Source organism: Ruegeria sp. YTSC002 (genome assembly GCF_059609845.1).
The window spans coordinates 1-24,362 of the sequence record NZ_JBXWML010000011.1 but is presented as its reverse complement, the minus strand read 5'-3'; the positions used below and the strand labels follow the sequence as shown (position 1 = coordinate 24,362).

Genomic DNA, 24,362 nt, shown 5'->3' with positions numbered 1-24,362 from the left:
CTCAATCAATCTCCAAAATCGGGGCGCCAAGAATTTCGAGGTCAGGTGTCACACCTAAACCCGGGCCTTCGGGCGGGGCAATCCGACCGTTTTCACGGTTTGGTGCGTCAGGGCACAGGCGCGGAGCAACGTAAGAGGACAAGTCGCAAGTGTTCATCAGCGATCCATGCGGGGTTGAAGCAGCAAAATGCGACGAGGCCGCCGTGACGATATCCGATCCCCAGGTGCATTCTGCACAAATCTCGGCACCCAGCTGCACGGTCAGATCGCGTGCACGGCGCATTGCCGAAAGACCGCCGAATTTCGACAGTTTCAGCGCCACCGCGTCCATGCAACCCAACTCATGCGCCCGCATCAGCGATGCAAGATCAAAGGCGTTTTCGTCGATCTTCATTGGCAGACCCGTCGACTGACGAACAGCGGCGCAGTCTTCCAGTGTTTTGCAGGGCTGTTCCAGCATCACATCCAGATGCGCCACCGCGCGCCCGGTTCGCGTTGCCTGAAGGCGCGATGCGCCGCAGTTCCAGTCGCCATACACAAGCGGTCCGGTTCCCACGGCTTCGCGCACTTTGATCAGCCGCTCGGTATCGGCTTGCCAATCACCCTCGACACCCAGCTTGACCTGGAATTGCCGAATGCCCGTCTGAAAGGCTGCCTTGGCGATGCGCGCCATTTCGTCCGGCGCGATACATGTGATCGAATGATAAAGTGGCATATCTGCCCGTGTCCGCCCGCCCAGCAACGCGTAAACCGGCACCCCCGCCGCGCGGCCGAACAGATCCCACAGTGCAATGTCGACGATCGATTTCGCGTAGCTGTGGCCTTGCAGAAATCCGTCCAGCTTTCGCATCGGTGCGTCGACCCCAATTGGCGAAATCCCGAGAATCTCGGGTCCCATTTCAGCGATTGCCCCCGGTACTCCATTTGCAAAGGCGGGCAGATAATGCGGGATCGGGCAGACCTCACCCCAACCTGTCAGACCTGTATCCGTCTCAAGGCGCAGGATATGAGACGTCACGGTCGCACAGGTCTTGCCGTCAGCCATGTGATAGGTTTCATGGCTGGTCAGTTCGACGGACCAGAGCGTTATCTTGTCAATTCTCAAGCATATTCTCCTACTGGATCACCCAATGCGGCTTCGTCCGGATGCACGCCCAGCCCCGGCGCCTCGGGCAGATGCAGATGGCCATCGACGTTGCGGGGCCCGCGGCCGCCTGCAACATCAACCGTAATCATGTCCTGACAGGCCCAGACCGCGTGGCAGTGGTCATCCGGGATCGTGGCGGCCAGATGCAGCGCTTCGGTATCGGCCAGAACCGTCCCGCCGGTGGCCATCACGAACATGTCTATCCCATGGGCCAGCGCGATATCGCGCATCCGCGCGGCCTTGGTCAGTCCACCCACGCGATTCAGCTTGATCCCGAATATCTGGGCCAGACCATCGCGGGCAATCCGGGCGGCATCCTGCAAGGTCACAAGGGACTCGTCCACAGACACTGGGGATGCATGAAGCCCCGAGATCGTCGCGATATCATCCAGTGTTTCACAGGGTTGCTCGAACATCACGTTCAGGTCTTCGCAGGTGCTCATCACCCGCAAGGCCTGCTGGCGCGTCCAGCCACGGTTGACATCATACAGAACAATCTCTCCGGGCTGCCGGATGCTTTCCACATCCCGCACACGCGCAATGTCCCGCTCGACGTCACCGCCGATCTTCACCGAATGCGCGATATAGCCGCGCTCGCGATATCGCTCCATGACCTCGCGTGTTTCCTCGACGGTTTTTGCCCCGACCGAGGACGCAATCGGGCGCGGTGTCCGCGATCCGCCGCCCATCAGATCGGCAATCGGCAGGCCCGCCGCCTGACCGGCAATATCCCAGCAGGCCATATCTATGGGGCTTTTGGCATAGAGATGCCCGGGCAAGGCAATATCCATGGCCCGTTCCACGTCCAGCACGCGACGCGGATCAAGGCCGAGGATGAAGGGGGCCATCGTTTCGATCCCGGCCCGGATACCCGGCCCGTGCGCGGGTACATAGGTGTGCCCCCAGGGCGTACCCTCGCCCCAGCCGACCAGACCGGTATCGGTTACGAGCTTGACCAGCGTCGCATCAAGCGTTTCGAACTTCAAACGCCCACCGGACAGCCAATAGGGATGCTCGAGCGGCAAATCGACCTGAAAAACGGTAATGGTTTCAATTTTCATGGAGCATACTCCGCCACGGGTGCGCCGAGGCTTTCAAAACCAGGGGTTACACCCAATCCCGGCAAATCGGCTTCATAAAGCGTTCCGTCTTTCGCGACAGGGCCGCCATTCCCGGTAGATCGCGTGTTGTAGTTCATCAGATCCGTTGTGTTCTGAAGGTATTCAGGCGGGGTCGACGCCGAGAAACGGGCCACAACCGATGCGATGGCAGTTTCAATAACACTGTCCGCACCCCGGACATACGCACTGCCAGCATAGGGAAGTCCGGTCTGGTAAATTCGGATGCCTGTGGTTTTCATGCGGCGTCCATTCTGGGCAGGTCGCCCATCCCTTCGCCGCGCCACAGGACAAAGGTCAGGATCGGTTGGTCCGTCGTGGTCATAGCGTGGCTTTGCCAGCTTTTGTGCTGTCGTGTCTGGTTCGGGCCGACGAAGGTTTCATCCTCGTCGCTTCGAAAAACCGCTCCGCCCGCCAGGGTCAGATACAGCTCTTCCGCCTGATGGCTGTGCCAGTCATAATCCAGACCAGCGCCCCAATATCCCACGTAGCCGCGCAATTGGGTCGAGTGGAAATGCCCGGTCGGTCCGAACAGTTCGTAATACCCGTACCGATTCAGGAAATCCGCGCCGACTTCCTCTGCGGTGTATGTGTGTTTCCATTGCGCCAGATGCGCGCTGGCTTTGATCGCCGCGACCAGATCATGGGTTGGCGCCACGCCATCAAGGCCAAAATCGCCCACCAGATCGGTCGCCGGCATGTACGCAGGCTGCAAACCCGTCGGTGTCAGATCGTCCGGCCATGATGCAAACGCGGCAAGGTCAGGATGCGCCTGATGCAATTGGCGGGCCGCCTCGAGAACATCATCCAGCGTCATGGCACCACCACGATGTTGCCGGTATGCTGTTTGGCGATGAAGGCGGCTTGCGCTTCCCGCAGCTCTTCCAATGGGTAGGTCGCAGCCAGCGCCGGTTTGATCTCACCCGCTTCGATGTATTTCACAAGGTTCTGCATCACCTGCGGGTCAATCACGGTCGAACCGGTGAAGGTCAGATCGCGCAGATAGAACGTCCGCAGGTCGAGTTCGACCATCGGACCTGCAATGGCACCCGAACAGGTGTAGCGCCCGCCGCGCTCCAGTACGTCGATCAGGTTCGGCCAGTAAGGGCCACCTACCACATCGGCGACCACGGTGATCTTCTCGTCGCCCAGCGCCGACCGCAGATCTTCAGGTGCGCGGGGCAAAACCAGATCAGGGCCAAGATCGGCCACGTCGGCGTGTTTGGATTCGGATGCCATCGCAATCACACGCGCGCCACGGCGTTTGGCCAATTGAACCAAGGCACCACCCACCCCGCCAGAGGCCCCGGGCACAAGAACGGTGTCTTTTTCCGTCACGTTGGCACGCGACAGCATCCCTTCGGCGGTAGAGTAAGAACAGGAGAACGTGGCCAGTTCGGCATCCGACAGGTCCGAAGTGATCGGCACCGCATTGACCGCCAGAGTCGTGGTATATTCGGCGAACCCGCCATCGCGTTCCGACCCGAAGTACCCTGTCTTGTTCATGTTGCCGGGATCAGCCGGATCTCGCAGCCAGCCATCCGTGATGACACGCTCGCCGATACGAGCGCCGTCTACGCCCTCGCCAACGGCCACGATACGGCCGCAGACATCTGCGCCCTGAATGCGCGGGAAGGTGATCGGGTTGCCGCCCCATGTCGGGTCTTCTTCACCGACTTCCTCGAATGCGCCACCGGTGGTCGCATCCTTTACGGTCTTGGAATACCAGCCGGACCGCGTATTGACGTCGGTATTGTTCAGGCCGCAGGCTGCGACCCTGATCAGAACTTCACCGGCAGCGGGTTCGGGGCGCGGCCAGTCTTCCTGCAACACCATCTGTTCCAGTCCACCATGGCCCATCGTGACCATGGCTCTCATCGTATCGGGCAGGCTCATCACGCGGTCTCCAGTATGGCGTCACTGCGGGGCAGCAAACTGTCGGGATCGTAGGCAGGTTCACCCAGAACGCGGGCGGCACGGGGTTGGCCATGGATCACGACCTCCAGCTCTGTCCCGGCTTTGGCCGCTTCGGGCTTGAGGTAAGCAAAGGCCAGGATTTTGCCGACGGTGTGGCCATAAGCGACCGACGCCGTGGACCCGACGACGCGCCCGTCCAGCAGCACCGCCTCTCCGCCATGGCCATCAATCTCTCCATCCGGTTCAATTGAAAGATAGGCACAGATCCAGGGCAGATCGGTGTTGAGCGTCTTGTCCTTGCCCAGATAATCCTTGTCGGTGCGCGCAAAACGCAGCACGTCGGCCTCGGCCAGAGTAACCTCGTTGGTCAGCTCGCCCGCGCCTTTGAAGCCCTTCTCCATCCGCATCACGTTCATGGCAAAGCTGCCATAGTCGGTGATGCCATACGCCTCACCCGCGGCCCAAAGCGCGTTGTAGACGTCGAGGCAGGCGGTGTTGGGCATGTGCAGCTCCCAGCCCAGTTCCCCGGCATAGGACATGCGGAAAGCCCAGACCTTGTGACCGGCGATGTTGATTTCCTGCGCGGAAAGCCAGCGGAACCCGGCATTGGTCAGATCGGCATCGGTGCAGCGCGCCAGCACATCCCGCGACCGGGGACCGTTCAGCGACAGGGCCGACCAGTCTGCGGACAGGGCTGTTACCTGCACATCCTCATCCGCGCATTGCTGCGCCAGATGATCCAGCAGGCGCTGTTCGAAGAAGGCCGCACAAACCAGATAGAAGCGGTCGTCGGCCATGCGGACAATCGTGGTCTCCAATTCGATACGGCCACGACGGTTCAGCATATGGGTCAGCGTGATCGAACCGACCTTTTGCGGCATCCGGTTTGCGGTCAGCCGGTCAAGCAGGGCATAGGCCCCCGGTCCCGAAACCTCGACCTTGGTGAAGGCGGTGACGTCCATGATGCCGACGCTTTCGCGCACCGCTTTGACCTCGGCCGCGACCATGTCGTCGGCAGGTGTGCGACGGAAGGAATAGTGATCGCGCTGTTCCACGCCGTCGCGGGCGAACCAGCGGGGGCGTTCGAAACCATACACTTCTTCATGCACTGCGCCCTTGGATTTCAACAGCTCATGCAGCGGCGACGGCTTGATCGGTCGCCCGGCCAGACGGTTGAAATGCGGAAAGGGAATTTCATGGCGCAGGCAGTAGTCTTCCTCGGCCTTGATCACCTGCCAATCCTTCGTGGCATAGCTGCCGAACCGGCGCGGATCAAATTCGCGCATCGAGATATCGGCGGCACCATGCACCATCCACCGCGCCAGTTCGCGGGTCAGACCCGGCCCCCAGCCGATGCCGATCTGTGTCCCGCAGCAGCACCAATAGTTCCGAACACCCGGTGCTGGTCCGATCAGAGGGTTGCCATCCGGCGGATGCGAGATCGCCCCGTGAACGTCGCGCTGAATACCCAGTTCGGCAAAGATCGGCATCCGGTTCAGGCTTTCCTCAAGCCACGGCATCACCCGGTCGTAATCCGCGTCGAACAGCCAGTTTTCGTATTCCCACGGGCAATGGTCATGCCAGACCGAGTTCGGGTTCTCTTTTTCGTAAATCCCGATCAGACCGCGCTGCTGCTCCATCCGGATATAGCCCGAGACCTTGCGGTCGTCGCGGATCACCGGAAGTTCTTTGTCCAGGTTCTGGAATTCCGGCACCGGTTCGGTCACGAAATAATGGTGCGTCATCGAGGTCATCGGCAGTTGCAGCCCCGACCACTCGCCCATTTGCCTTGCATAGGTTCCGCCTGCGTTCACTACATGCTCGCAGGTGATCGTGCCCTTTTCGGTTTCAACAACCCACTCACCGTTCCCGGCCTGCGTGATGTTGGTCGCGCGGCAGCTGCGAAAGATGCGGACACCCTTCTGACGCGCGCCGGTCGCCATCGCCATCGTCACATTGGTCGGATCGACATGGCCGTCATCGGGTGTGTGCAACGCGCCCAAAACACCTTCGAGATTGTAGAACGGATGCAATTCAGCCACCTTTTCGGGGCCGACAAGCTCGATATTGAAACCCAGCGACCGGCCCACCGACAAGGTGTGGCGCAGCCAGTCCATCTCATCCTCGGTATAGGCCAGACGGAACGATCCGCAGCCATGCCATGTGACCGGTTGGCCGGTTTCGGCCTCCAACCGGCCGGAATACAGCCCGATGTTGTAATCCACGCATTTTCCCAGCCCGAAGCTTGAGGTCGAATGCGTGATCTGTCCCGCTGCATGCCAGGTGCTGCCGCTGGTCAGCTCGGCCTTTTCAAGCAGGACGGTATCAGCGCCCCACCCTTCATGCGCCAGATGATAGGCCAGACCGACCCCCATCACGCCGCCTCCGACAATAACCACGCGGGCGTGTGACGGCAGTTCGTTCCCGGACATGATTTTTCCTCTTCCCGAGTCGCGTTTCTGCTCGACAGGCTAATTCCACAAATGTACCATCGTCAATCATGAATGACACAAATGTATCATCAACCGTCCTCGACCGCCTGAGCCGGGAATGGGACGCCCTCACCCCCGAGGCACAGAAAGCAGCGCGCTACGTGTTGGAGAACCCAACGGATGTTGGGGTCTCGACCGTGCGCGAGATTGCCGAGGCGGCCAAGGTCAAACCCAATACTTTCGTGCGTATGGCCCGGCAGGTGGGCTTCGAAGGATACGAAGATTTCCGGGCCCCCTTCCGCGAAGCGATTCGACGGGGCAACGTGTCGTTTCCCGACCGCGCACGCTGGTTGCAAGAGATCGGCAAGTCAGGTGAGCTGGGTGGGCTTTATGCCGATATGGTGGGTGCGGCGATCCGCAATATTGAAGACACCTTCGCTGGAATTGATGAAACGAGCCTGAAATCCGCCGCCGAGGATATCTGGAACTGCCGCCAGATCTTCACGCTGGGCGTTGGCGTCAACAATTCGAACGCGCGCAATTTCACCTATCTTGCGTCAACCGGGATGAAGCAGTTCCACGCGATTCCCCGCCCCGGCTCGACCCCGGTGGATGATCTGGCCTGGGCCGATGAACAGGACGTGCTGATCGCGATCACCTGCCACCCCTATCGCACCGAAGTCATCGAGGCGATCAAGCTGGCACGGCAACAGGGTCTGACCGTCATCGGTATTTCCGACAGCCCGGCCAGCCCGGTGATCCTGAACGCCCATCACGGTTTTGTCGTTGCCGCCGACACGCCGCAGTTTTTTCCGTCATCCGTTTCGACGATTGCCTTGTTGGAAACACTGCTGTCCTTCGTGATCGCCGTGTCCAGCGATGAGATCGTCGAGCGGGTGGAACGGTTTCACCAACGCAGACACCAACTTGGCCTCTACGCGGAGGAGCCCGAATGAATGCACCCCTGACCCACTCATTGGACGCGCGATACTATACCGACCCTGCGATTTTCGAGCAGGAAATGCAGGGGCTTCTGGCCCGAACGTGGCAGTTTGCGGGCCATGTCGCGCAGGTCCGGGAAGCAGGGGATTACTTTGCGTTTGAGATCGCCGGCCAGAACCTGTTCTGCATTCGCGGCCGCGACGGCGAAATCCGCACCTTCTACAACGTCTGCCAGCACCGGGCGCATGAGATGGTCACCGGCGCGGGCAACACCCGCGTCGTTGTCTGCCCCTATCATGCGTGGACCTATGAATTGACCGGACAGCTGCGTGCCGGGCCCAATATCAAATCGGTCCCCGGCTTTGACCGCAGTGCGATCTGCCTGACCTCGGTCCGAACTGAGGTGTTCAACGGGTTCATCTTCGTCAACCTCGACGATGAACCCGCCCCCATGGATGAATGGTTCCCCGGTGTGCGCGAGGAAATCCGCGCATTCGTCCCGCATATCGACGATCTGGAACCGCTGGAATGGGTCGAGATTCCCGAAAACTGCAACTGGAAGGTCAGTATCGAAAATTACTCGGAATGCTACCATTGCCCGACCAATCACCCGACCTTTGCCGAAGGTGTGGTCAAGCCCGAGACCTATGACATTCAGCCGGATGCGGGCGGCGGCTATGTGCTGCGTCACACGACGGAATGCCAGAGCCTTGACAAGATGACCTACCCCATCGACCTGTCGGTACCGCACGCGGGCGATTACCAGTCATGGTTCCTGTGGCCGATGTTTTCCTTCCAGTGTTATCCCGGCAATGTGCTGAACACCTATCACTGGCGCGCGGTTGATGCCGATCACTGCATCGTCTGGCGCGGTTGGTACACCGAAGGCGGCTCGGACAGTGCGGTCATCCGGCAACTGGCGGTCCAGGACCGCGAAACGACGGTCGAGGAAGACATCCGCCTTGTGGAATCCGTTCATCGCGGGCTCAAGTCGCGGGGCTATCGCCCCGGACCGCTTGTTCTGGATCCGGGCTGCGGCGTGATGTCGGAACATTCCATCGCGCGGCTTCAGCAATGGATGCGCGAGGCTGTGGATTAGTGGCCGAGGTTGCACGCTGATGCTGATGCCTGAAGTCTGGCGCCCGGAACACAAACTGTTCCGCCATCAGGTCGGGTTCACCTGCCCGCCGTTCGATTTTGACGCCGCGCCCTCGGATTTCCTGCGCATGTGCCCCGAAACGGTGGGCGTGCATGGCTGGATGCTGCACGTGCCAGACTATGCGCACGGGCTGGATCAGCGGAGACAGAACTTTGGCATGCTCGAAGACTTCGTGCACTGCATGTCCCGCAACGGCGTCGATGTCTGCGGTCAGGTCGGTTCGAACTGGGTCCATGCCTGCGGGCTGGGCGTGGAAGGCGTCCGGCAACACTGCGAAGACCTGTCAGACAAATATGGCACCCGCTTTCACATGGCCGGATATGCCATGGTCGAAGCGCTGCGCGACATGAACGTCGAAAAGGTTGCCCTGAACGCCGCCTATCATTGGCCGGAATGGTGGCAGGGCACGGTCGGTTTCTTGAAAGAAGCCGGGTTTGATGTGGTCTGGGCCGGGAATTTTTACGATCAGGGCTGGTTCGACAGTCAGGAAGCCGTGAATGACTGCCGCTGGGTGTTCGATGGTGATCTGGCACTGAAAAGCTTTGAATATGTGGCCGACAAGGCACCCCGGGCCGAAGCGATCCTGATCAATGGCATGTGCAATTTCCGGACCGGGCCCGGTGGCTTGCCCCAGCGCCCGCTGCATCTGGCCGATATGCTTGAAGACGCGCTGGGCAAACCGGTGATCGGCCACGACATCGCGCTTTACTGGCGCATCTTCAAATCCCTCGGTATCGCGCCCGGTACACCGCACGGGCAATTGTTGAAACGTCTTTAGCTATTCGAGAGGTCATGACCATGCCCAAAATCCTCGCGCTCTGGGCCGTACCAAGGTCCACGTCAACCGCGTTCGAGTGGATGATGCGGCAACGCGGTGATCTCGACTGCCTGCACGAGCCCTTCGGCGAGGCGTGGTATCAGGGTGAAGACCCGCTTTGGCATCGGTTCCAACCAGGGGACGTGACAACGCCAGGCCTGACATTGGACAGCGTGTGGCTGGACATTCAGCAGCGGGCGAAACGGGGGCCGGTCTTCCTCAAGGACTTTCCGCATTACATCAACCACATGTGGGATGCCGAGTTTCTGTCGCATTTCACCCACGCCTTCCTGATCCGGGACCCGGCCAAGACCATCACTTCGATGTACAAGCAATGGCCGGACTTTGCCGAAGGCGAGGTTGGCTTTCCCGAACAGCGTGCCCTGTTCGATCTGTTGACCGCACTGAACGGAACTCCGCCGCCGGTCATTGACAGCGATGACCTGCTGGAAGACCCGCACGGCATGACCCGGGCCTTCTGTGACGCGGTGGGAATTCCGTTCATCCAAGAGGCGCTGAGCTGGGAACCGGGCGGTGATCCGTCCGCCCTCAGTTGGTGGGACGGCGGGTCGTTCCATGGCAACCTGGCGAAATCGACCGGGCTTGCGCCGCAGACCCGCACGCATATCGACATCGCGGACGCGCCAGACCGTGTGAAACAGGTGCACCGAAGGATGAAACCGCATTACGATCACCTTTACAGACAACGCCTGACATACTGACACACCGGAGACCCGCAATGGCCGACATTTTCGACGAAGACCTGTTTCTGAAAGGATTGGAGCAAAGGAAGAACACGCTGGGCGCAGAGTATGTGGAGAAAAACCTTGCTGCCGCCGACGACTTCACCCGCCCGTTTCAAGAAGCCATGACGGCCTGGTGCTGGGGTTTTGGGTGGGGCGACGACGTGATCGACGCCAAGACCCGGTCGATTATGAACCTGTCGATGATCGGTGCGCTGGGCAAGATGCATGAATGGGAAATCCACTGCCGGGGCGCCATCAACAACGGGGTTTCAAAGGAAGAAATCCGCGCCATCATCCACGTGGTCGGGATTTATTGCGGTGTTCCTCAGGCGCTGGAGTGTTTTCGCGTGGCCCGCAAGGTGTTGGAAGAAGCCTGACGACCCGTCACAGACCAGCCGCCGACAACAGCCGCACGCCTTTTTCGTAGTGTCGCCTGTTCTTGAAACATCCGGGCCAAGCCCAGCGTTCGGCCGTAAAGCCCGGCTGCAATTCCAGAATCTGTCGGGCATGTCGACGCGCCAGGGAATGGTTCCCGGCGGCGGCGGACAGCATGCACAGCACCACCCTGGGACGAACGCGCCCGGGGTCAACCCGCAACACGTTATGGGCATGCTGCCACGCGGCCTTGTCCCCGGTCATCATCATTGCGATTGCCAGATTTGCTTCGATCCAAATAGGGGGATGCGGCGTCAACGCCAACGCTTTCTTGCAGACTGAAACGCCTTCTTCTGCCCGGCCATCATACACCAACAGGATGCCGTAATATCCCAACAATTCAGGGCTTCCGCTGAAACGTTCCACGACGGCAAGCATCAAGCTGCAAGCCTCTGACGTGTTGCCGGCAACACTGTGGGTGAAGGCATGGAGGGCCGAGCAATACGGGTCAGTCGGGTTCAGATTGCGCAGTTTCTTGCATTCGGCCTCGACCATTGCCAGCGTCTCGGCCGGGTTTGCATCCATGCCCAGGCGGATCATGTCCAAATGACAGAAACCGATCGCCACACGGGCCGGCAGGTATCCCGGGTCGAACTCGAGACAGGCGCGGTATTGGCGGATGGCATCCTGCAACCCGTCTTCCGTTGCCTGACTTTCCAATATACGCGCTTTCTGGAATGCAGACCAGGCCTCGGTCGAAGTCGCGCGACCTGACCAGATTTCAGACCAATACCCGTCGCGCAATCGCAGTTGGAGCGCCTCGACGACCTTCATGGCGATTTCTTCGACCGCGTCGAATGTTTCCTTTGCGCGAAAGCGGAACCGCTGTGTCCACAGGCAAACCTGATCCGCGGTTGACGTCAATTGAGCGGCCACCCGCAGGCCTTCTGCGCCGACCACGCTGCCGCTGAGAACATAGCCTTCAACCGGGCCTTCCTGCCTGCGCGCGTCACGCAGTTCGATCACGTCGGACATTGTGCCCAGAAGAAACATGAGTTCGTCTCGTATGGAGGAAGCAGCGATGCTGATATCCGGCGTTTCCCCGACAACTTCAAAAGGCTCAACCACAACCGCTGGACGCAAACGCCCCCAATGCACCGGCAAACCGCGGCCCGCCAGAACCGGACCGTCTGACTCTGTATCGATGTCCCAATAAGCCTGCCGCTCAACCGTCAGCCATGCCTCGAACTCGGGATCGGCAACGTCCAACCCCTCCAGCAACTCAGCGCGGTCGGAACTGAGTTGCTCGTCAAACAGATCAACCTCGACTTCTGCCAGATTGATCGACACCGTTTCACGGGTGACTTCAAGAACATCAAGTTTTTGCTTGGAAAAGTGTTTGCTGAGTACGCTCAACTCTTTGCGCAACGACGCCGCGCCTTGTGCGGGCGAACTCTCGCTCCAGAGCTTGTCCTGCAACCAAGCCCTGCTGCGTATCGCGTTTTTCGACAGAAGCACCAAAGCAAGAAGAGCTTTCGCTTTGGTGCCCCGAGGCGTCACATCCTGACCGTCGTCACGGATAATCTGAAACGGTCCGGTCAAAAAAACCTTGGTTTTTGCCTCAGTCACTAACGGCCCTCAAAAACGTTCGGGGGTTGTCGTTAACCGCTGCATCCAAATATGACGATACCGCCCATCGCTTCATAGGCCAGTTTGCAGCACCATGACTCGTGATCGGGGTTCGGATCCGGCTTCTTGTCACTCAGGTCCGGAACAACGATATGAACCATATCCTTGGTATCATAGACAAACCTGATCTCTGGGTTACCACTGTCCGCAAGGATTTCTTGAATCTTGCGTTCCGCCGCGTCCTGGTCATCTTGCGACCCAAGCGCACGGCCGCGCGCGGCATTCAGAACTTCACACCCCAAGTCTTTCAACGAATAATTCGGGTTGATTGTCAAACGAGCCATGTAAAATCTCCTTCTCAAACAACAATGCCCACTTGTATACCGCGTTACATGCTTATCCGGAAACGAAAATGCCCGACACGTTGATTGAACGCGCTGAAACTGCTCGGCTAGTTTCCGAACCCTCGTTTGCCGAATTTCCCAAGGGTGCGCCGATCCACGCGGCTTTTCGCTTGATCGAGCTGCGCAACGGGACTCTGCCCCCCAAAGGCGGGATGGGCCATCGCGTGTCTTTCGGCACAGGCCGCACGGCGGAGGAGGCGGCGCGGCTGGCCGGGTTTGAGGCGATTGAGCGCTATGCCTTGCAATACAGTGCCGAAGCACCACAAGCCCGCGAAAGCCTGATCGCGTCGGATGGCGCATCCCATGTGATGCCAAACGACGCGCTTGCACTGGGTGTTCCGGGCAGTGACGGAAAGGTCACTTCAAAAGGTGCAGCAGCCGGCCCGACACACGAAGCCGCCGCCCTTTGGGCGGCGCTGGAGTGTTTGGAACACGCTCTTGGATCGCAGGGGTTTGACCACCTGGCGCCGGAGCCTGCACTGCCCCACGATTTGACGCAGTGGCTGAATGTTCAACTGCGGCAACTGAGTATTCACACCCTCGAAGTCCCGGGCATCGGCCTTCTGCTGCACGCGGTTTGCGCAGACGCGGATGGCGGCAGGCCGACCTATGGATCGGCGCTTTCCGCAGATCTGGCGCAGGGCGTCTGGCACGCAGCGTCCGAGGCGGTGGTGTCCTGGCGCAACATGGTGATGCTTGAACACAACGGTGTAACGGATCACGGCATGGATGCCGAACAGGCGCGCTTGTTCCGGCTTTATCGTGGCGCGCAAAATGACCGGCCTGTTGCTCCGACGCGGGTGTTCGACACGCAGGCGTGGGACAGCCCGAACCCGTCGCTGACGACTGTATTGACGGCCGCAAGCCGCGCTCTCGGTCGTCCGGTTGCGGTTTTTGACATGACGGCACCTGAAATTCCCCTGCCGGTGGTCAAAGCCGTGCCAGTCTGAGCACCTGTCAGGATCCGTCTCTGGGAAAGCGCGTCGTGTCGTCGTTGGTCTCTGCCTTGCAACGGTCCGCGAATTCCAGAAGCTGCCTGCAACGTTCGGTCTCGGGCAAGCTGCGGACAACCCGCCCTGGATCAACACGCGGAATTTCAACAAATTCGACACGGGTGATCACGCGTGGCCTGGCGGCAACTGTGATCATGGGGCCGACGTCGATCAGGCTGGCAAGGGTATAGCCCGAGACCGGGCGCGCCGATGGGCCTGTTCCCAGCGTGATATCATCCAGAAACCGGGGATCGTCGTCGGCAGGCCCGAACTCAAGGCGCATGTGCATTCCCGGCGCGCCGCGCCTGAACCGGACCCAGCCCCGAGGCACCCTGCCCGCACCCACAAACAGTTGTGATGTATGGAATGCCCGAATATACAGCCCAAGCGGATCAGAGAATGCCATCGCCTGGCCCGCAGGAGACTTGCCACATTTCCTCCCCGCAGCCAGTTCAAACGTATCGCTCACCAAGCGGACCCCTGCATGCCCGCTGTACTGATCCTGCCGGTTCGCGAAATCAAGAACTTCTTCAAGCCGGGCGCGCCGCCTGCTCTCGCCGTCCTTCACGAGATACGGGAAGGAAGAAAAATGCATGGTCTGGATCAGATCGGTCAAACGGTTCGTACCCTTGGCCAGAAACAGGGCATGCTGGATATTCAACGGATGTTCCGGCGCATGCGCGTGATCCGTACCCACCAGCCTTTTGTGAAAGCGGGCCGCGCGCTCGGAAACATCCATCGACGTCCAATCCGACCGTGAGACTTCAAACAGGTCGTTGCAGGAGTAGAAGCGCCCGGTCACCGATGCGACCACCGACAGGAAGTGATCGAGATCGAACACCGCCATGAACTGCCACCACTCCGCAAACTCGGTTGTGGCAACAAAACGCTTCGGGCGCAGTCTGCCACCGGCATCGGGTCGCATTACCAACGTGTATTCAAGATATTCATTGTGCAGCTCAACCCTGCCGGGCCAGCCTTGGTCAGAGACGCGCGCCGCCAGCTCATCACCCAGACAGTCCCGCGGTTCCCGGGGATCGGCGCGCCATCTGAACCCATTCGAAGGCTGGCCCGCCTCGATGTCACGCGGATCCATGACCAGAAACGGGCTGACGCCTTGCACGTCGAATATGTTCTGAATGGTTGAATTCCACGCTGATCGGGTGGCTTCGTTCACGCCTTGATCAGCAAGTCCCGGCGATTGGAATACAGACATCAAAGAACACCGTTGGGCTTCAGAGACACTGGAATGGAAAGTCAGCGGTCGATGCCCGCAGGGTTTCAATTCCGACGGGGCGATCGCCGAAGGTGACGAACAAGGAAGCATCATGAAAATCGACCTGTCACGGGGCCTGATACCTTCATCCTGCCCATCCCGCCTGTTCGGGCAAATGACGGGTCCACCACAATTCGGGCGTACTGTTCACAATGTGGATTTCACTACCGCAAGAACGACCGCCAAGGATGTTGAGGCGATCTCCATCAAACGTTTCGAGCGACATTTTCGCGGCAACCCGGAGATTCGCCATCTGTTCCGCCAGAATGCCCACTGCAACGCGTTCACCCATTCGGATACTGTCGAAATAGTCGCTGTAGAAATGTACCCCTGCAAAACTGCGCCCGATCGCGATATTCGCAGCCAACTTGTTCAGCTCGCCATTTAGCGTCAGCTTTGCCGCGCTATCCTCTGGTCGCACGGACTCAACCAGTGTCCTGCCACCCGGAGCCGGAACAAAGACGCGCGGCATACCCGCCTCTGCCAAAGTTACCCGGGACCCGTCCGGCGCATGTGTCCTGAAGAACGCCTTGAGCAGCGTCGCGCATGCACCGGCAACTGCCCCATGGGCCGCCCCGTAGGACGGCTGCATTGGCGAGCCCTCGGGATAGGCAACAGGCAACAGCAGGTTGCGATCGATCTGCGGCAGCCCGTTATGAGAAAGCGCGCTGTGCGCGAACCGCCTGGTGGCTGGCGCGGCGGCAATGGCGTCCATCAGACTGAAGTCTTCGCAGGCGGCGCTTTCCAATTTCTCAAGATGGGCTGCGGCAAACGGTTCCGCTGCCCCAAGCACCGCACCGTGGCCATTCGCCACCAGAGTTGCAATACTGCCCAGCTTTTCAGGGCGGGCACGGTTGTGCACCTGAAAGGTCTGGCGTCGCACGGCCCGCATTGCCCTGGTCGCGGTTTCCGCCAGCATTGAAAGCGCGTGCGATCCGCCCCAATGGGCTCCGCCATCCTCCGCACGGGAATTCCAGACTTCGGGCAGACCGTTATCTGCTTGAATACCTCGGCCCAACATCAACAGGCAGGCATTGAAGAAAGCCTGATAGACCGTGTCGAAATGCACATAGGCAGCAAGGTCACGAGGTGTTTCGACAAATTTCGGGCCACAGGTCTCAAAGGCTTGTTCACCGGTCGCGTCTGCCCCGTTCTGAACGTCCAGCCACTCGGCCCAGTCCCGCAAATAGTCCACGCCAACAGCCTGAGGAGCAACCCTTTGGTCAAGCCGCAATGCACCAAATGGCATTGCCTTTGATGCTGTAGTTTTTGCCAACCACCGCCCTTGCACATGCGCCGCGCCCGAGGGCAGCGGGTCGTACCCCTGCAAAAGGAACTGCGACACGTAGGGCCCGTCCGAACAGCCTGGGCTCGAGCCGCGGAACAAGGTTCGGGAAGACAGACCTTCGCCATCTCGAACCCGGCGCGCTGCCGGTACTTTCCCGATCGCGGCGCCACTGGCATCCTTTGGGCAACCGTCTTTGCGGAACCACTCCAACCGGCCAAGGGCGCCAAGTACCTTGTCGGTTCCTTCGGCACCATCCCGAATGGTATCGAAGGGCACATCCCGCAGACAGGCCATCGCATAGAGTTCGGCCATCTCTGCCGCCAATTCATCTGACCCAAGCCTGGGCGCCGGGGCAATACCCAAACCGCCGGCGTCCAAACCATTGAACCCCAACCGATGACCCAGGATAGGCCCTTCCCACGCACGCCATCTAAATTCACCACCCTCTGATGGCGCGGTGCGGAAGGGCCCGGAATAGGCTGGCGTGTCAAACAGCGTCAGCCTGTTTCCTTGATTGTCGGTGCAGGTAGGGTCAGCCACTTCTTCCAGAAATTCGGTATAAACCTGCGCGTCGACAATGCCGTTTTCGTCATGCCGCAAGCCCTTAGAAAAGCTCGTGGGCCAAGTCCCGGCAAACAGGTCTGCTTCGCCGTTATGTTCTTCGGCCGCCCTGTCTCGGGCACCAATCGGCGCATTCAAATGACACTGATCCCGGTTCAATCCGCGATTGGGCTTTTCCAGGTCCTGCCAGGGTTCAGACGGAACGATATGTTGCGGCATGTTGTTCTCCCGATCGACGGAAACAACGATTCGCACGACTCCGTTACCGGATCGTGACCGGTCATTCCGGCCGGCTTTTTGCCCTGTTCTGCAACACATTGAGAATACCCAGCATAGAAAGGGCTTAGATCGTGCTGGACACCAAGCCCCGCCGCTGCTTTCCGATCTGTCGAGAAATTGCAGAATCTAATGCAAAACAGGATATCTGGGGCCCAGCCATCTTCGAGCCGCATCCCACCGGACAGAAAGATAAAGAAAATTGGATGGCGGAGACGAAGTCAGCATAATTAAGCCTACAAGCTTATGTTAAATATATAATTTATTCAGACCTTTAGAAAAGAAACCACAATACATACCACACAAAGCCGGATATCAAGCGCGGATAGCGCAACGTGTCATGCAACAGAACGTTGGTTAAACACTTATAGCTGACACTCACGCCGGTTGTAGCAAACGACTGCTTTGATGAAGATTTTCTGATGCGGGCCAGGGTGTGAGGTTTCGGCTTGGCCTGACGGTGGCCCGCGTTGGAAAATCTCTCAGGGAGGAAGCCGCGGGGGCTTGGTGGTGTCTATGGGGAAAGTGCGATTCCGGTTGGGTCTGTGGCCGTTTCGGGCGCGTTGCTGGGAAGATTGAACAGGTTGCAAGCAGTCGCGTCCCCGTTCCACTGGAGGGTTTGCCTTGGATTTAACCCTGATTGCTGGCGGTTTGCGCCTTTTGCGCGATTTGCCGGACCGCTGCGCACAGGGGGTTTTGGCCGGTTAGGCGGGGCCAACCGGTCTGCAGTGGATGGGATGATTGGGCACTTGGTCATGCGGCCTGTTCCCTTGGTGGAGCGCGGGATCGGGGAACCTGGCCACGCCGGAACGTTTCAATGATGCGCATCGAGCCACCGCAACAGGGGCACGGCTCGCGCAGGGTAAGTGGTACAGGATCATCCTCGGGCGGAGGTTCTTGCTCTGGTGTGCTTGCCCCGATCAGGACGCGGACCTTTGCGATATTGACCTTGCGCTGTGCGGAAGCCAGCAGGCCGTAGTGGCGGATGCGGTGAAAGCCGTCAGGTAGGACATGCATGAGGAAGCGGCGGATGAACTCGTGTGTATCAAGCCGCATGACCTTCATTCGGTCTCCGCGTTTGATCCGGTAGTCCTTCCATCGGAACGACACGGTGTCGGCATCGGCGCTGATCAGGCGCTGGTTCGAGATCGCCACCCGATGGGTATATCGGCTGAGATAGGCCAGTACCGCTTCGGGTCCGCCGAAGGGCGGTTTGGCATACACCACCCATTCGGTTTTGCGCTGCGGAGCGAGATACGCGGCGAAGGCTTCCGCGTCAGCCAGCTTGGTCAGGCCGCCGAAGAAGGCAAGCTGCCCAGTTCGATGCAGCGCCATCAGCCCTTCGATGAACAAGCGTCGGAACAACCGAGACAACACTCGGACATGCAGGAAGAACCCTGGTTTGCAGGCGACCCACTTGGTGCCATCCGGCGATAGACCACCGCCGGGCACGATCATGTGGATGTGGGGATGGTGGGTCAGAGCGGAACCCCAGGTGTGCAGAACACTGGTTATGCCAACACGCGCACCCAGGCGCTTGGGATCGGCGGCGATGGTCATCACGGTCTCGGCCGATGCCTTGAACAGCAGCCCGTAAACCGCCCGTTTGTGCCAGAAGGCGATCCGCGCGACCTCGGCTGGCAGCGTGAAGACGACGTGGGAATACTCGACCGGTAGCAAGTCCTCGGCACGCGCCTCCACCCAGTCGCGCGCGGCCGGTCCCTGGCACTTGGGACAGTGCCGGTTCTTGCACGAATTATAGGCGATGTGCTGATGGCTGCATTTGGTGCAAGCGGCCACATGCCCGCCGAGCGCCTCTGTTCGGCAAGCCTCAATGGCCGACATCACCTTGAGCTGCCTCAGGCTGATATGCCCTGCATTGGCCCGCCGCCACGCGGGGCCATATCTCCGGGATATGTCAGCGATCTCCAGCTTAATGCGGGGCAAGGCCCGCGTCTCACCCCGGTCGCTTGTTGCGGGCCCGCAGGTTCAATTGCTTGAGCGCCTCGAACGGGCTGGCTGTGTCCCGGATCATCTTGGTGGCGACCTTGGTATATTGGGCGGTGGTCGTCAGTTTGGCATGACCAAGGAGCACCTGGATGACCCGCACGTCCGTGCCCGCTTCCAAAAGATGCGTGGCAAAGCTGTGCCTGAGTGTGTGCAGCGTCGCGGGCTTGTTGATCCCCGCCATACGTTTGGCCGAGGTGAAGGCGCGGTTCAACTGGCGGGGCGAGATCGGGTTGATCTTCGGCTTGCCGGGAAACAGCCAGCCCTCTGGCCGTGCTTCACACCAGTAGTCTCGTAGAAGATCGAGCAGATCGGGCGACAGCATGACATTGCGATCTTTCCACCCCTTGCCCTGCACGACATGGATGAGCATCCGGTCGCTATCGATATCGCTGGTCGTAAGATTGCAAACCTCGGAAGCTCTCAAACCTGCACCGTAGGAAATGCTGAGCGCGGCACGATATTTAAGCCCTGGCCCGGGTGCGACCGCCAGAAGCTCAGAAACTTCCTCGGCGCTGAGCGCCGCGGGCAGTTTGCGCGGCTGCGTGCGGAACTGCATGTATCGCTTCATCTCCTCGCGCCCGCAGGTCATCGAGAAAAAGAAACGCAGCGCGGTGATGCGCGCGTTGTAGACCGAGGGCGTGACCCCGGTATCCGTCATGTGAAGCTGGTATGCGCGAAGCTCTTCTGTCGTCGCCGTATCGGGTGACCGCCCCAGAAACCCAGCGAAATCCTTCACCGCCCGGATATGCGCTCGCTGAGATTGGTGCCCCAGACCCCGAATGCGCATATCCTCGATCATCCGCTCCCGCAGCGGTGTTGTTCTCTCCTCTGTCATTGGAACCTCCTCTGTCGACTGAGAAAGCCCCAATCGTCAGACAGGTCAGCCAGATCGCAAAACACGCAGGTCCATCAGATTGAGATCAACACCAGCCACAAGCGCCATTGCCGCGCGAGCGGCTTCGTCCTTGAGCCCAAAGCAGACAATCTCGGAACGAAATGATATGTTCGCAGAACTAGAGGCGCTCATACATTCAGGAACCGTACTTTACGGAGGACGGATGAATGATCATGCGTATTTTTCAGGTCGTGACACGGCCAGGCAAAGAGGAAGAGTTCAGCAAATTCTTCCATGAAACAGCTATCCCCTTGATGAGGGGTACCAAGGGCATCGTTAAAGTTTTTCCTGGTGCCGCACGTGCTGACACACCGCGAGAGTTCAGCTTTGTGATGATTTGGGAAAACCTGGAGTCACTAAAGGCTTTTGTCGGCGATAACTACCAGAGTCCGCATATCGATCCGGCGGAGGCCGAATTGGTCGAGTCGCGTTCTATCAAGCACTACGAACTTGTCCAATAAGGGCCATGGCTTGAATAAAGGGAAACAACTCGGGGGAAATAATGATCAAAGGGAAATGCGGCTGCGGAGCCGTAACGTATAAGATGACTTCGCCACCCATGTTCGTGCATTGCTGCCACTGTCGCGAATGCCAGCGACAAACCGGAGCGGCCTACGTCTTGAACGCAATCATTGAAGCTGATCGCGTGCAGTTTGAGGGGCCAATCACTGAACATGAGCTCTCTACTCCAAGCGGGAAAGGTCAGATCATTATGCGCTGTAGGGATTGTGGCGTCGCCGTTTTTAGCAGCTACATGATCCGCCTTGGCAAGCTAAGGTACGTGCGCGTCGGAACATTGAACAACCCGGATCAATGTCCTCCGGATGTACAGATTTTCACCAACAGCAAGCAGGCCTGGGTGCCACTCAGCAAAGACATTCCTATCTTTGAGGAATTTTACAAATTCGATGAGGTGTGGCCGCCCAATGCGTTGGACCGTTTGGAGATAGCTCTATCCTGACGGGTCAGTCGCTCGGGCCATAAGGTCCGCATTGTCCGCAGACCAGACATTCAAATGGTCTCTTTGCATCGCAGTGCAGCTAGCGGCGGCTTCCTGCGCATCTGGTGAATTCGCTGAAGCCTAGAACCTAGATCTGCGGCACATGATCGGAAAGCGGGCGGCGACTACAGACTTGTGAGGGAACATTCAAAGTCGGCTCTGGACCTTCCCTAGTGACGTTACGGGGTAAGATTAACGGTGATGCTGCTTCGCCTATGACGGCCTCGAAAAGCCCAAACTCCCGTGCTTCATCTACAACCCAAGGGCGTCAATCCGAGCAGTGATTGATCGTAAAGTATGCAATCAATTAAGAACATCGACCACTGCCCCTATTAGGTTCAGCACTTCGTGTGTCTCCCGGTTCACTTGGTAAACATAGTCTCCGGCACGCACATAGTAGCCGTTTCGCCGCAGGCCATATCGGCTAGGATTGTCGATGCGAACATACCCATTGTAGATGAAATCCCCAACTCGGTATCGTTTAGCTTGGCCGGGCGGAACGCATGGCACTGCTTTCTTGGCCAAACCCGGAGGACAGCTACCGGCTTTTGATTTCACGAAAACAGGCTGCAGTGCATTGTGCGACCCGATACTCTGTCCAAGATCAAGAGACTGGATGTCAAAACTCGCACCCGCAAAGGGCACGGCCTGCATAGTGAACACCGTCGCCGTGATTGCCAAAGCCGTTTTCATCTTTTCCGCCTCCTTTAACTGATCTTTCCAATTATGATCTCCTTCGGGATTTGACCAATGCATCGGCGGAGACTGGCTTACTGCCGAAGTCTTCTGCTGTGACGCTATGGTTCGCTTGGCACAACATTCTCATCTAACGACCTTTGAAACCGTCAAGTTGGAATGGGGCAATTGAAGGGGCGCCCGGCCAGACCAATCCTTTGTTCTTATTTCGTAAACAACATTAACCGAACATGAACAGTGTATTCTCATTAGGTTCAAACAACTTTGCGCATACTGACTAAGTTGGATCGAACGAGACGTATATCGTTTGACGGAAACAAGGGGAACAAAATGGTCAAACCTGCCTTTGTGACTGAAGATCGCAGCGCTGAAATTGCGATGCGGACCTCTAGCAAATCTGCTGAAGAGCGCCTTCAAACCGCGATGAATTCGAGCAATAGCCGCTTCCCTCCTATCGAAAATGCACTGACAGAGATCACAAAAAACAAGCGGCTATCCGAGGCTCACCAAAACGTCTGAAGGCAAATCGGCTGCCCCCCGAAAGTTCTCGATTTTCATCCTAAACATCTGAATTGTAACAAGAAATCGTCCCGGCTTGGGGCGAGGTTTTCTTGTTGCGCATCGCAATTATCAAGAGCTTGCGCCTAGCAGGCCGACTGAATCGACCTCCCAACTTAGTATCCGAAAGGCTTATCGACGCTCCAGCATTCAGTTCATCCTGAAGTGGAGGCTGGCGATGGCCGGGAAGCCTCAGGTCACAGCCCCAGCAGCGCTTTAACCTGTTCCTCAACTTCATCCGTAACAGGCTTGTTGGCAGCGGCTTCCAGTGCCTCACGTTCGGCCAGATCTTGCTCTTCGACAAGTTCAGTCAGCTCTTCCACCTCTTCAACGGCTTCATTGTATTCAATGGCTGCTTTTCTTTCGTCATTCAGAGTCTGGGCTTCATCAATCGAAGCGTCTAATTCGGCTTGGGCCTCTTTTAGCTGCGCTTCGATATCCGGATCACTACCGCCCGCGTCCTCCAAAGCTTGTTCAAGTTCTGCGACCGTGTCCCGGTTGGTTTGTACCTCACCTACTGCGACTTCCAAGTCATCCTCGATTTCTTGAACTGTCCGCTCTGGTTCTTCCAACCCTTCAAGAAACTCCAGCTGTTCTTCCAGTTCCTCCCGCAAAGGCTCTCCGGCCAGCACTGTGTCTCGGTACGTGGCAATTCTGCCAACCCGCGAATTGGGTGCTGCATTGGCTAGGGCCGTTGGGCTTGCATTGGCGGCGTTCAGTGCGCCCAACTCAGAGGGATGTGCACCAAGCAGCGCAGCCATACGATTGCCTTTTGTCCGGGAAACTGGGCGCTTGGACTCTTCTAAAATCACATTCTGGCGAACCTTTCTTTGCACCTTGGTCTTTTGCGTTCGAAGGGTTGTCGTAGCAACCCTTGAGGTGGTTGCTGTATTGCGAGCTTTGCCTTTCCCGTTGAACAGATTTTTCAGAGAAAACCCTCCGCCTTTTTTCGTACCAGACCGAGCAGACTGCGATTTTGTTTTCCCCTGTCCGAATATCCCGGCCCTGGCCCCGCCACGGCTTTTGTCGGCCCCCTTCCCACGGCCACCATTCCCAGCCGAGCTGTTGTCTCCGCGATCTCCCTGGGCGCCGTTGCCATTCCCACCGCCGTTTCCATTGCCGCCGCCGTTGCCGCCGCCATTACCGTTACCACCGCCGTTGCCGCCGCCATTGCCGTTTCCACCGCCATTGCCGCCACCATTACCGTTACCCGGCTTGGCATAAGCAAAATCAGGAGCTGCGACGGTGGCTACAATGGCCGTGGACCCCAACAAGGCAATCGCGATCGTCGAAGCTTTAAGCAGTCCGCACTTGGTGGTTTTCATTTTCAATCTCCTCAAAACCTCCAGCAACGGCAATCAGCGCGCTGAGGTTGACCACGGTGTTTCGGCAGTCTGACTCGCAGTCGAATCAAAACCGTTGCCACTGATTTAACTTTAGGTCGCTTGAACGCAGGGCTAACTGCTTGTTCATCATCGGTTCATGTCTGGCCTAGTAGTCTTCGATGAAGGTGTTTGAGGGTGTTATGCAGGCCAAAGCGTTTTTTCTGGTTGCAGCTTTGCTGACTGTCTTGTCTGGTGGGCAAGCGGCGGCAGATGCACGCGAACTCAAACAGTCTGAACTGCGCATGGCGACGTTGTCAGGCAGTGCGATACGGCTGAACCGTGTGATCAAAGGCGTGAAGAAAGCATACGGCGGAACACCTGTTGATGCGCGCGCATTCAAAACAGACAAGATTTACTATCGTATTCTGGTCAAAAAGCCGGGCGGGAAAATCGTCAGCGTGATCGTGAACGCCGAAACCGGCACAGTCGTCTCGAACCGCTCAAGTACGGGGCGCGAGATTTCTGAAGCCGCACGCAATTCAACCAAATCCAAAAGCAACAACGCTCAGAGTGCCCCTACCACTCGTGGAAACAGTGCAGGCCGAAGCAATGCCGGCGGCAATGGTAACGGCAACGGCGGTGGCAACGGCGGTGGCAACGGTGGTGGCAACGGTGGCGGCAACGGTGGCGGCAACGGTGGCGGCAACGGCGGTGGCAACGGTGGTGGCAACGGTGGTGGCAACGGTGGTGGCAACGGTGGTGGCAACGGTGGTGGCAACGGTGGTGGCAACGGTGGTGG

At 58.6% G+C, this 24,362-nt stretch carries 24 protein-coding genes; 9 read left to right on the top strand and 15 right to left on the bottom strand.

Annotation, left to right across the window (positions count from 1 at the left end):
* Position 1: 1 nt before the first annotated feature.
* The 6 genes from AC2FFD_RS17835 to AC2FFD_RS17810 are packed head-to-tail and all read right to left on the bottom strand — an operon-like array spanning position 2 to position 6,614.
* A complete protein-coding gene (locus AC2FFD_RS17835; protein WP_496873740.1) occupies positions 2-1,105 on the bottom strand; it encodes a mandelate racemase/muconate lactonizing enzyme family protein in 1,104 nt (367 codons plus the stop codon).
* The gene (locus tag AC2FFD_RS17830; protein ID WP_496873739.1) at positions 1,102-2,208 is read right to left on the bottom strand and encodes a mandelate racemase/muconate lactonizing enzyme family protein; all 1,107 of its coding nucleotides are present in this window, start codon (positions 2,206-2,208) and stop codon (positions 1,102-1,104) included. Before AC2FFD_RS17830 ends, AC2FFD_RS17835 begins: the two co-directional genes overlap by 4 nt.
* Entirely contained in the window at positions 2,205-2,507 is a 303-nt protein-coding gene (locus AC2FFD_RS17825) for a hypothetical protein (RefSeq protein ID WP_496873738.1), read from the bottom strand. The genes AC2FFD_RS17830 and AC2FFD_RS17825 overlap by 4 nt, the downstream gene beginning before the upstream one ends.
* Positions 2,504-3,082 (bottom strand): dimethylsulfonioproprionate lyase family protein, encoded by a 579-nt coding sequence (locus tag AC2FFD_RS17820; RefSeq protein ID WP_496873737.1) that lies wholly within the window; start codon positions 3,080-3,082, stop codon positions 2,504-2,506. Before AC2FFD_RS17820 ends, AC2FFD_RS17825 begins: the two co-directional genes overlap by 4 nt.
* Positions 3,079-4,161: an alcohol dehydrogenase family protein gene (locus tag AC2FFD_RS17815; RefSeq protein ID WP_496873736.1), complete on the bottom strand. Its 1,083-nt coding sequence runs from the start codon at positions 4,159-4,161 to the stop codon at positions 3,079-3,081. Before AC2FFD_RS17815 ends, AC2FFD_RS17820 begins: the two co-directional genes overlap by 4 nt.
* A complete protein-coding gene (locus AC2FFD_RS17810; protein WP_496873735.1) occupies positions 4,161-6,614 on the bottom strand; it encodes an FAD-dependent oxidoreductase in 2,454 nt (817 codons plus the stop codon). The genes AC2FFD_RS17815 and AC2FFD_RS17810 overlap by 1 nt, the downstream gene beginning before the upstream one ends.
* Positions 6,615-6,682: 68 nt before the next feature.
* Between AC2FFD_RS17810 and AC2FFD_RS17805 the strand changes: the two genes are divergently transcribed.
* From AC2FFD_RS17805 to AC2FFD_RS17785, 5 genes are read left to right on the top strand one after another with little or no spacing between them, the layout of a single operon-like run.
* Positions 6,683-7,570 (top strand): MurR/RpiR family transcriptional regulator, encoded by an 888-nt coding sequence (locus AC2FFD_RS17805; RefSeq protein WP_170346254.1) that lies wholly within the window; start codon positions 6,683-6,685, stop codon positions 7,568-7,570.
* Positions 7,567-8,655, top strand: coding sequence for an aromatic ring-hydroxylating oxygenase subunit alpha (locus AC2FFD_RS17800; RefSeq protein WP_496873734.1), 1,089 nt, complete (start codon positions 7,567-7,569; stop codon positions 8,653-8,655). The genes AC2FFD_RS17805 and AC2FFD_RS17800 overlap by 4 nt, the downstream gene beginning before the upstream one ends.
* A 19-nt stretch (positions 8,656-8,674) precedes the next feature.
* Positions 8,675-9,493: an aspartate racemase/maleate isomerase family protein gene (locus AC2FFD_RS17795; RefSeq protein WP_496873733.1), complete on the top strand. Its 819-nt coding sequence runs from the start codon at positions 8,675-8,677 to the stop codon at positions 9,491-9,493.
* A 20-nt stretch (positions 9,494-9,513) separates the two neighbouring features.
* Positions 9,514-10,254, top strand: a complete 741-nt coding sequence (locus AC2FFD_RS17790; protein WP_496873732.1) for a sulfotransferase-like domain-containing protein — start codon at positions 9,514-9,516, stop codon at positions 10,252-10,254.
* A 17-nt stretch (positions 10,255-10,271) separates the two neighbouring features.
* A complete protein-coding gene (locus tag AC2FFD_RS17785) occupies positions 10,272-10,655 on the top strand; it encodes a carboxymuconolactone decarboxylase family protein (protein WP_496873731.1) in 384 nt (127 codons plus the stop codon).
* Between the two features lie 7 nt (positions 10,656-10,662).
* Here the strand turns inward: AC2FFD_RS17785 and AC2FFD_RS17780 are convergent, their stop codons facing one another.
* Positions 10,663-12,282 (bottom strand): hypothetical protein, encoded by a 1,620-nt coding sequence (locus AC2FFD_RS17780; protein WP_496873730.1) that lies wholly within the window; start codon positions 12,280-12,282, stop codon positions 10,663-10,665.
* A 32-nt stretch (positions 12,283-12,314) separates the two neighbouring features.
* Positions 12,315-12,626 carry a hypothetical protein gene (locus tag AC2FFD_RS17775; RefSeq protein ID WP_170346249.1) on the bottom strand — a complete coding sequence of 104 codons (312 nt, stop codon included), beginning with the start codon at positions 12,624-12,626 and terminating at the stop codon, positions 12,315-12,317.
* Positions 12,627-12,694: 68 nt separating this feature from the next.
* On the opposite strand from AC2FFD_RS17775, the gene AC2FFD_RS17770 reads away from it, so the two are divergent.
* Positions 12,695-13,636, top strand: a complete 942-nt coding sequence (locus AC2FFD_RS17770) for a YcaO-like family protein (protein WP_496873729.1) — start codon at positions 12,695-12,697, stop codon at positions 13,634-13,636.
* A 7-nt stretch (positions 13,637-13,643) separates the two neighbouring features.
* On the opposite strand, the gene AC2FFD_RS17765 is transcribed toward AC2FFD_RS17770, so the two are convergent.
* The 4 genes from AC2FFD_RS17765 to AC2FFD_RS17750 all read right to left on the bottom strand — a co-directional run bounded on the left by AC2FFD_RS17765 (position 13,644) and on the right by AC2FFD_RS17750 (position 19,924).
* A complete protein-coding gene (locus AC2FFD_RS17765) occupies positions 13,644-14,894 on the bottom strand; it encodes a DUF8225 domain-containing protein (RefSeq protein ID WP_496873728.1) in 1,251 nt (416 codons plus the stop codon).
* Positions 14,895-15,039: 145 nt separating this feature from the next.
* Positions 15,040-17,022, bottom strand: coding sequence for a phosphatase PAP2 family protein (locus AC2FFD_RS17760; RefSeq protein WP_496873727.1), 1,983 nt, complete (start codon positions 17,020-17,022; stop codon positions 15,040-15,042).
* Positions 17,023-17,832: 810 nt separating this feature from the next.
* Positions 17,833-19,026, bottom strand: coding sequence for an IS91 family transposase (locus AC2FFD_RS17755; protein WP_496873726.1), 1,194 nt, complete (start codon positions 19,024-19,026; stop codon positions 17,833-17,835).
* 10 nt (positions 19,027-19,036) lie between these two features.
* Complete coding sequence (locus AC2FFD_RS17750) at positions 19,037-19,924, bottom strand: tyrosine-type recombinase/integrase (RefSeq protein WP_496873725.1); 888 nt, start codon at positions 19,922-19,924, stop codon at positions 19,037-19,039.
* 227 nt (positions 19,925-20,151) lie between these two features.
* Here AC2FFD_RS17750 and AC2FFD_RS17745 point away from each other — a divergent pair, with 227 nt between their 5' ends.
* Positions 20,152-20,445 carry an antibiotic biosynthesis monooxygenase family protein gene (locus AC2FFD_RS17745; RefSeq protein ID WP_496873724.1) on the top strand — a complete coding sequence of 98 codons (294 nt, stop codon included), beginning with the start codon at positions 20,152-20,154 and terminating at the stop codon, positions 20,443-20,445.
* A 41-nt stretch (positions 20,446-20,486) separates the two neighbouring features.
* Positions 20,487-20,945: a GFA family protein gene (locus tag AC2FFD_RS17740; RefSeq protein WP_496873723.1), complete on the top strand. Its 459-nt coding sequence runs from the start codon at positions 20,487-20,489 to the stop codon at positions 20,943-20,945.
* A 342-nt stretch (positions 20,946-21,287) separates the two neighbouring features.
* Here AC2FFD_RS17740 and AC2FFD_RS17735 read toward each other — a convergent pair whose 3' ends face one another.
* A complete protein-coding gene (locus AC2FFD_RS17735; protein ID WP_496873722.1) occupies positions 21,288-21,677 on the bottom strand; it encodes a hypothetical protein in 390 nt (129 codons plus the stop codon).
* Between the two features lie 333 nt (positions 21,678-22,010).
* On the opposite strand from AC2FFD_RS17735, the gene AC2FFD_RS17730 reads away from it, so the two are divergent.
* Positions 22,011-22,199 carry a hypothetical protein gene (locus AC2FFD_RS17730; RefSeq protein WP_425080307.1) on the top strand — a complete coding sequence of 63 codons (189 nt, stop codon included), beginning with the start codon at positions 22,011-22,013 and terminating at the stop codon, positions 22,197-22,199.
* Between the two features lie 236 nt (positions 22,200-22,435).
* Here the strand turns inward: AC2FFD_RS17730 and AC2FFD_RS17725 are convergent, their stop codons facing one another.
* Both AC2FFD_RS17725 and AC2FFD_RS17720 read right to left on the bottom strand, forming a co-directional pair.
* Complete coding sequence (locus AC2FFD_RS17725) at positions 22,436-23,563, bottom strand: hypothetical protein (protein ID WP_496873721.1); 1,128 nt, start codon at positions 23,561-23,563, stop codon at positions 22,436-22,438.
* A 576-nt stretch (positions 23,564-24,139) separates the two neighbouring features.
* The coding region (locus AC2FFD_RS17720; RefSeq protein WP_496873720.1) for a hypothetical protein at positions 24,140-24,362 on the bottom strand (223 nt) is incomplete at its 5' end.

What these genes read in the sequence shown, in the direction of transcription:
- AC2FFD_RS17830 (WP_496873739.1), bottom strand. Translation starts at nt 2,208, where the DNA reads ATGAAAATTGAAACCATTACCGTTTTTCAGGTCGATTTGCCGCTCGAG.
- AC2FFD_RS17825 (WP_496873738.1), bottom strand. Translation starts at nt 2,507, where the DNA reads ATGAAAACCACAGGCATCCGAATTTACCAGACCGGACTTCCCTATGCT.
- AC2FFD_RS17820 (WP_496873737.1), bottom strand. Translation starts at nt 3,082, where the DNA reads ATGACGCTGGATGATGTTCTCGAGGCGGCCCGCCAATTGCATCAGGCG.
- AC2FFD_RS17815 (WP_496873736.1), bottom strand. Translation starts at nt 4,161, where the DNA reads ATGAGCCTGCCCGATACGATGAGAGCCATGGTCACGATGGGCCATGGT.
- AC2FFD_RS17810 (WP_496873735.1), bottom strand. Translation starts at nt 6,614, where the DNA reads ATGTCCGGGAACGAACTGCCGTCACACGCCCGCGTGGTTATTGTCGGA.
- AC2FFD_RS17805 (WP_170346254.1), top strand. Translation starts at nt 6,683, where the DNA reads ATGAATGACACAAATGTATCATCAACCGTCCTCGACCGCCTGAGCCGG.
- AC2FFD_RS17800 (WP_496873734.1), top strand. Translation starts at nt 7,567, where the DNA reads ATGAATGCACCCCTGACCCACTCATTGGACGCGCGATACTATACCGAC.
- AC2FFD_RS17795 (WP_496873733.1), top strand. Translation starts at nt 8,675, where the DNA reads ATGCTGATGCCTGAAGTCTGGCGCCCGGAACACAAACTGTTCCGCCAT.
- AC2FFD_RS17790 (WP_496873732.1), top strand. Translation starts at nt 9,514, where the DNA reads ATGCCCAAAATCCTCGCGCTCTGGGCCGTACCAAGGTCCACGTCAACC.
- AC2FFD_RS17785 (WP_496873731.1), top strand. Translation starts at nt 10,272, where the DNA reads ATGGCCGACATTTTCGACGAAGACCTGTTTCTGAAAGGATTGGAGCAA.
- AC2FFD_RS17775 (WP_170346249.1), bottom strand. Translation starts at nt 12,626, where the DNA reads ATGGCTCGTTTGACAATCAACCCGAATTATTCGTTGAAAGACTTGGGG.
- AC2FFD_RS17770 (WP_496873729.1), top strand. Translation starts at nt 12,695, where the DNA reads ATGCCCGACACGTTGATTGAACGCGCTGAAACTGCTCGGCTAGTTTCC.
- AC2FFD_RS17765 (WP_496873728.1), bottom strand. Translation starts at nt 14,894, where the DNA reads ATGTCTGTATTCCAATCGCCGGGACTTGCTGATCAAGGCGTGAACGAA.
- AC2FFD_RS17760 (WP_496873727.1), bottom strand. Translation starts at nt 17,022, where the DNA reads ATGCCGCAACATATCGTTCCGTCTGAACCCTGGCAGGACCTGGAAAAG.
- AC2FFD_RS17750 (WP_496873725.1), bottom strand. Translation starts at nt 19,924, where the DNA reads ATGACAGAGGAGAGAACAACACCGCTGCGGGAGCGGATGATCGAGGAT.
- AC2FFD_RS17745 (WP_496873724.1), top strand. Translation starts at nt 20,152, where the DNA reads ATGATCATGCGTATTTTTCAGGTCGTGACACGGCCAGGCAAAGAGGAA.
- AC2FFD_RS17740 (WP_496873723.1), top strand. Translation starts at nt 20,487, where the DNA reads ATGATCAAAGGGAAATGCGGCTGCGGAGCCGTAACGTATAAGATGACT.
- AC2FFD_RS17735 (WP_496873722.1), bottom strand. Translation starts at nt 21,677, where the DNA reads ATGAAAACGGCTTTGGCAATCACGGCGACGGTGTTCACTATGCAGGCC.
- AC2FFD_RS17730 (WP_425080307.1), top strand. Translation starts at nt 22,011, where the DNA reads ATGGTCAAACCTGCCTTTGTGACTGAAGATCGCAGCGCTGAAATTGCG.
- AC2FFD_RS17725 (WP_496873721.1), bottom strand. Translation starts at nt 23,563, where the DNA reads ATGAAAACCACCAAGTGCGGACTGCTTAAAGCTTCGACGATCGCGATT.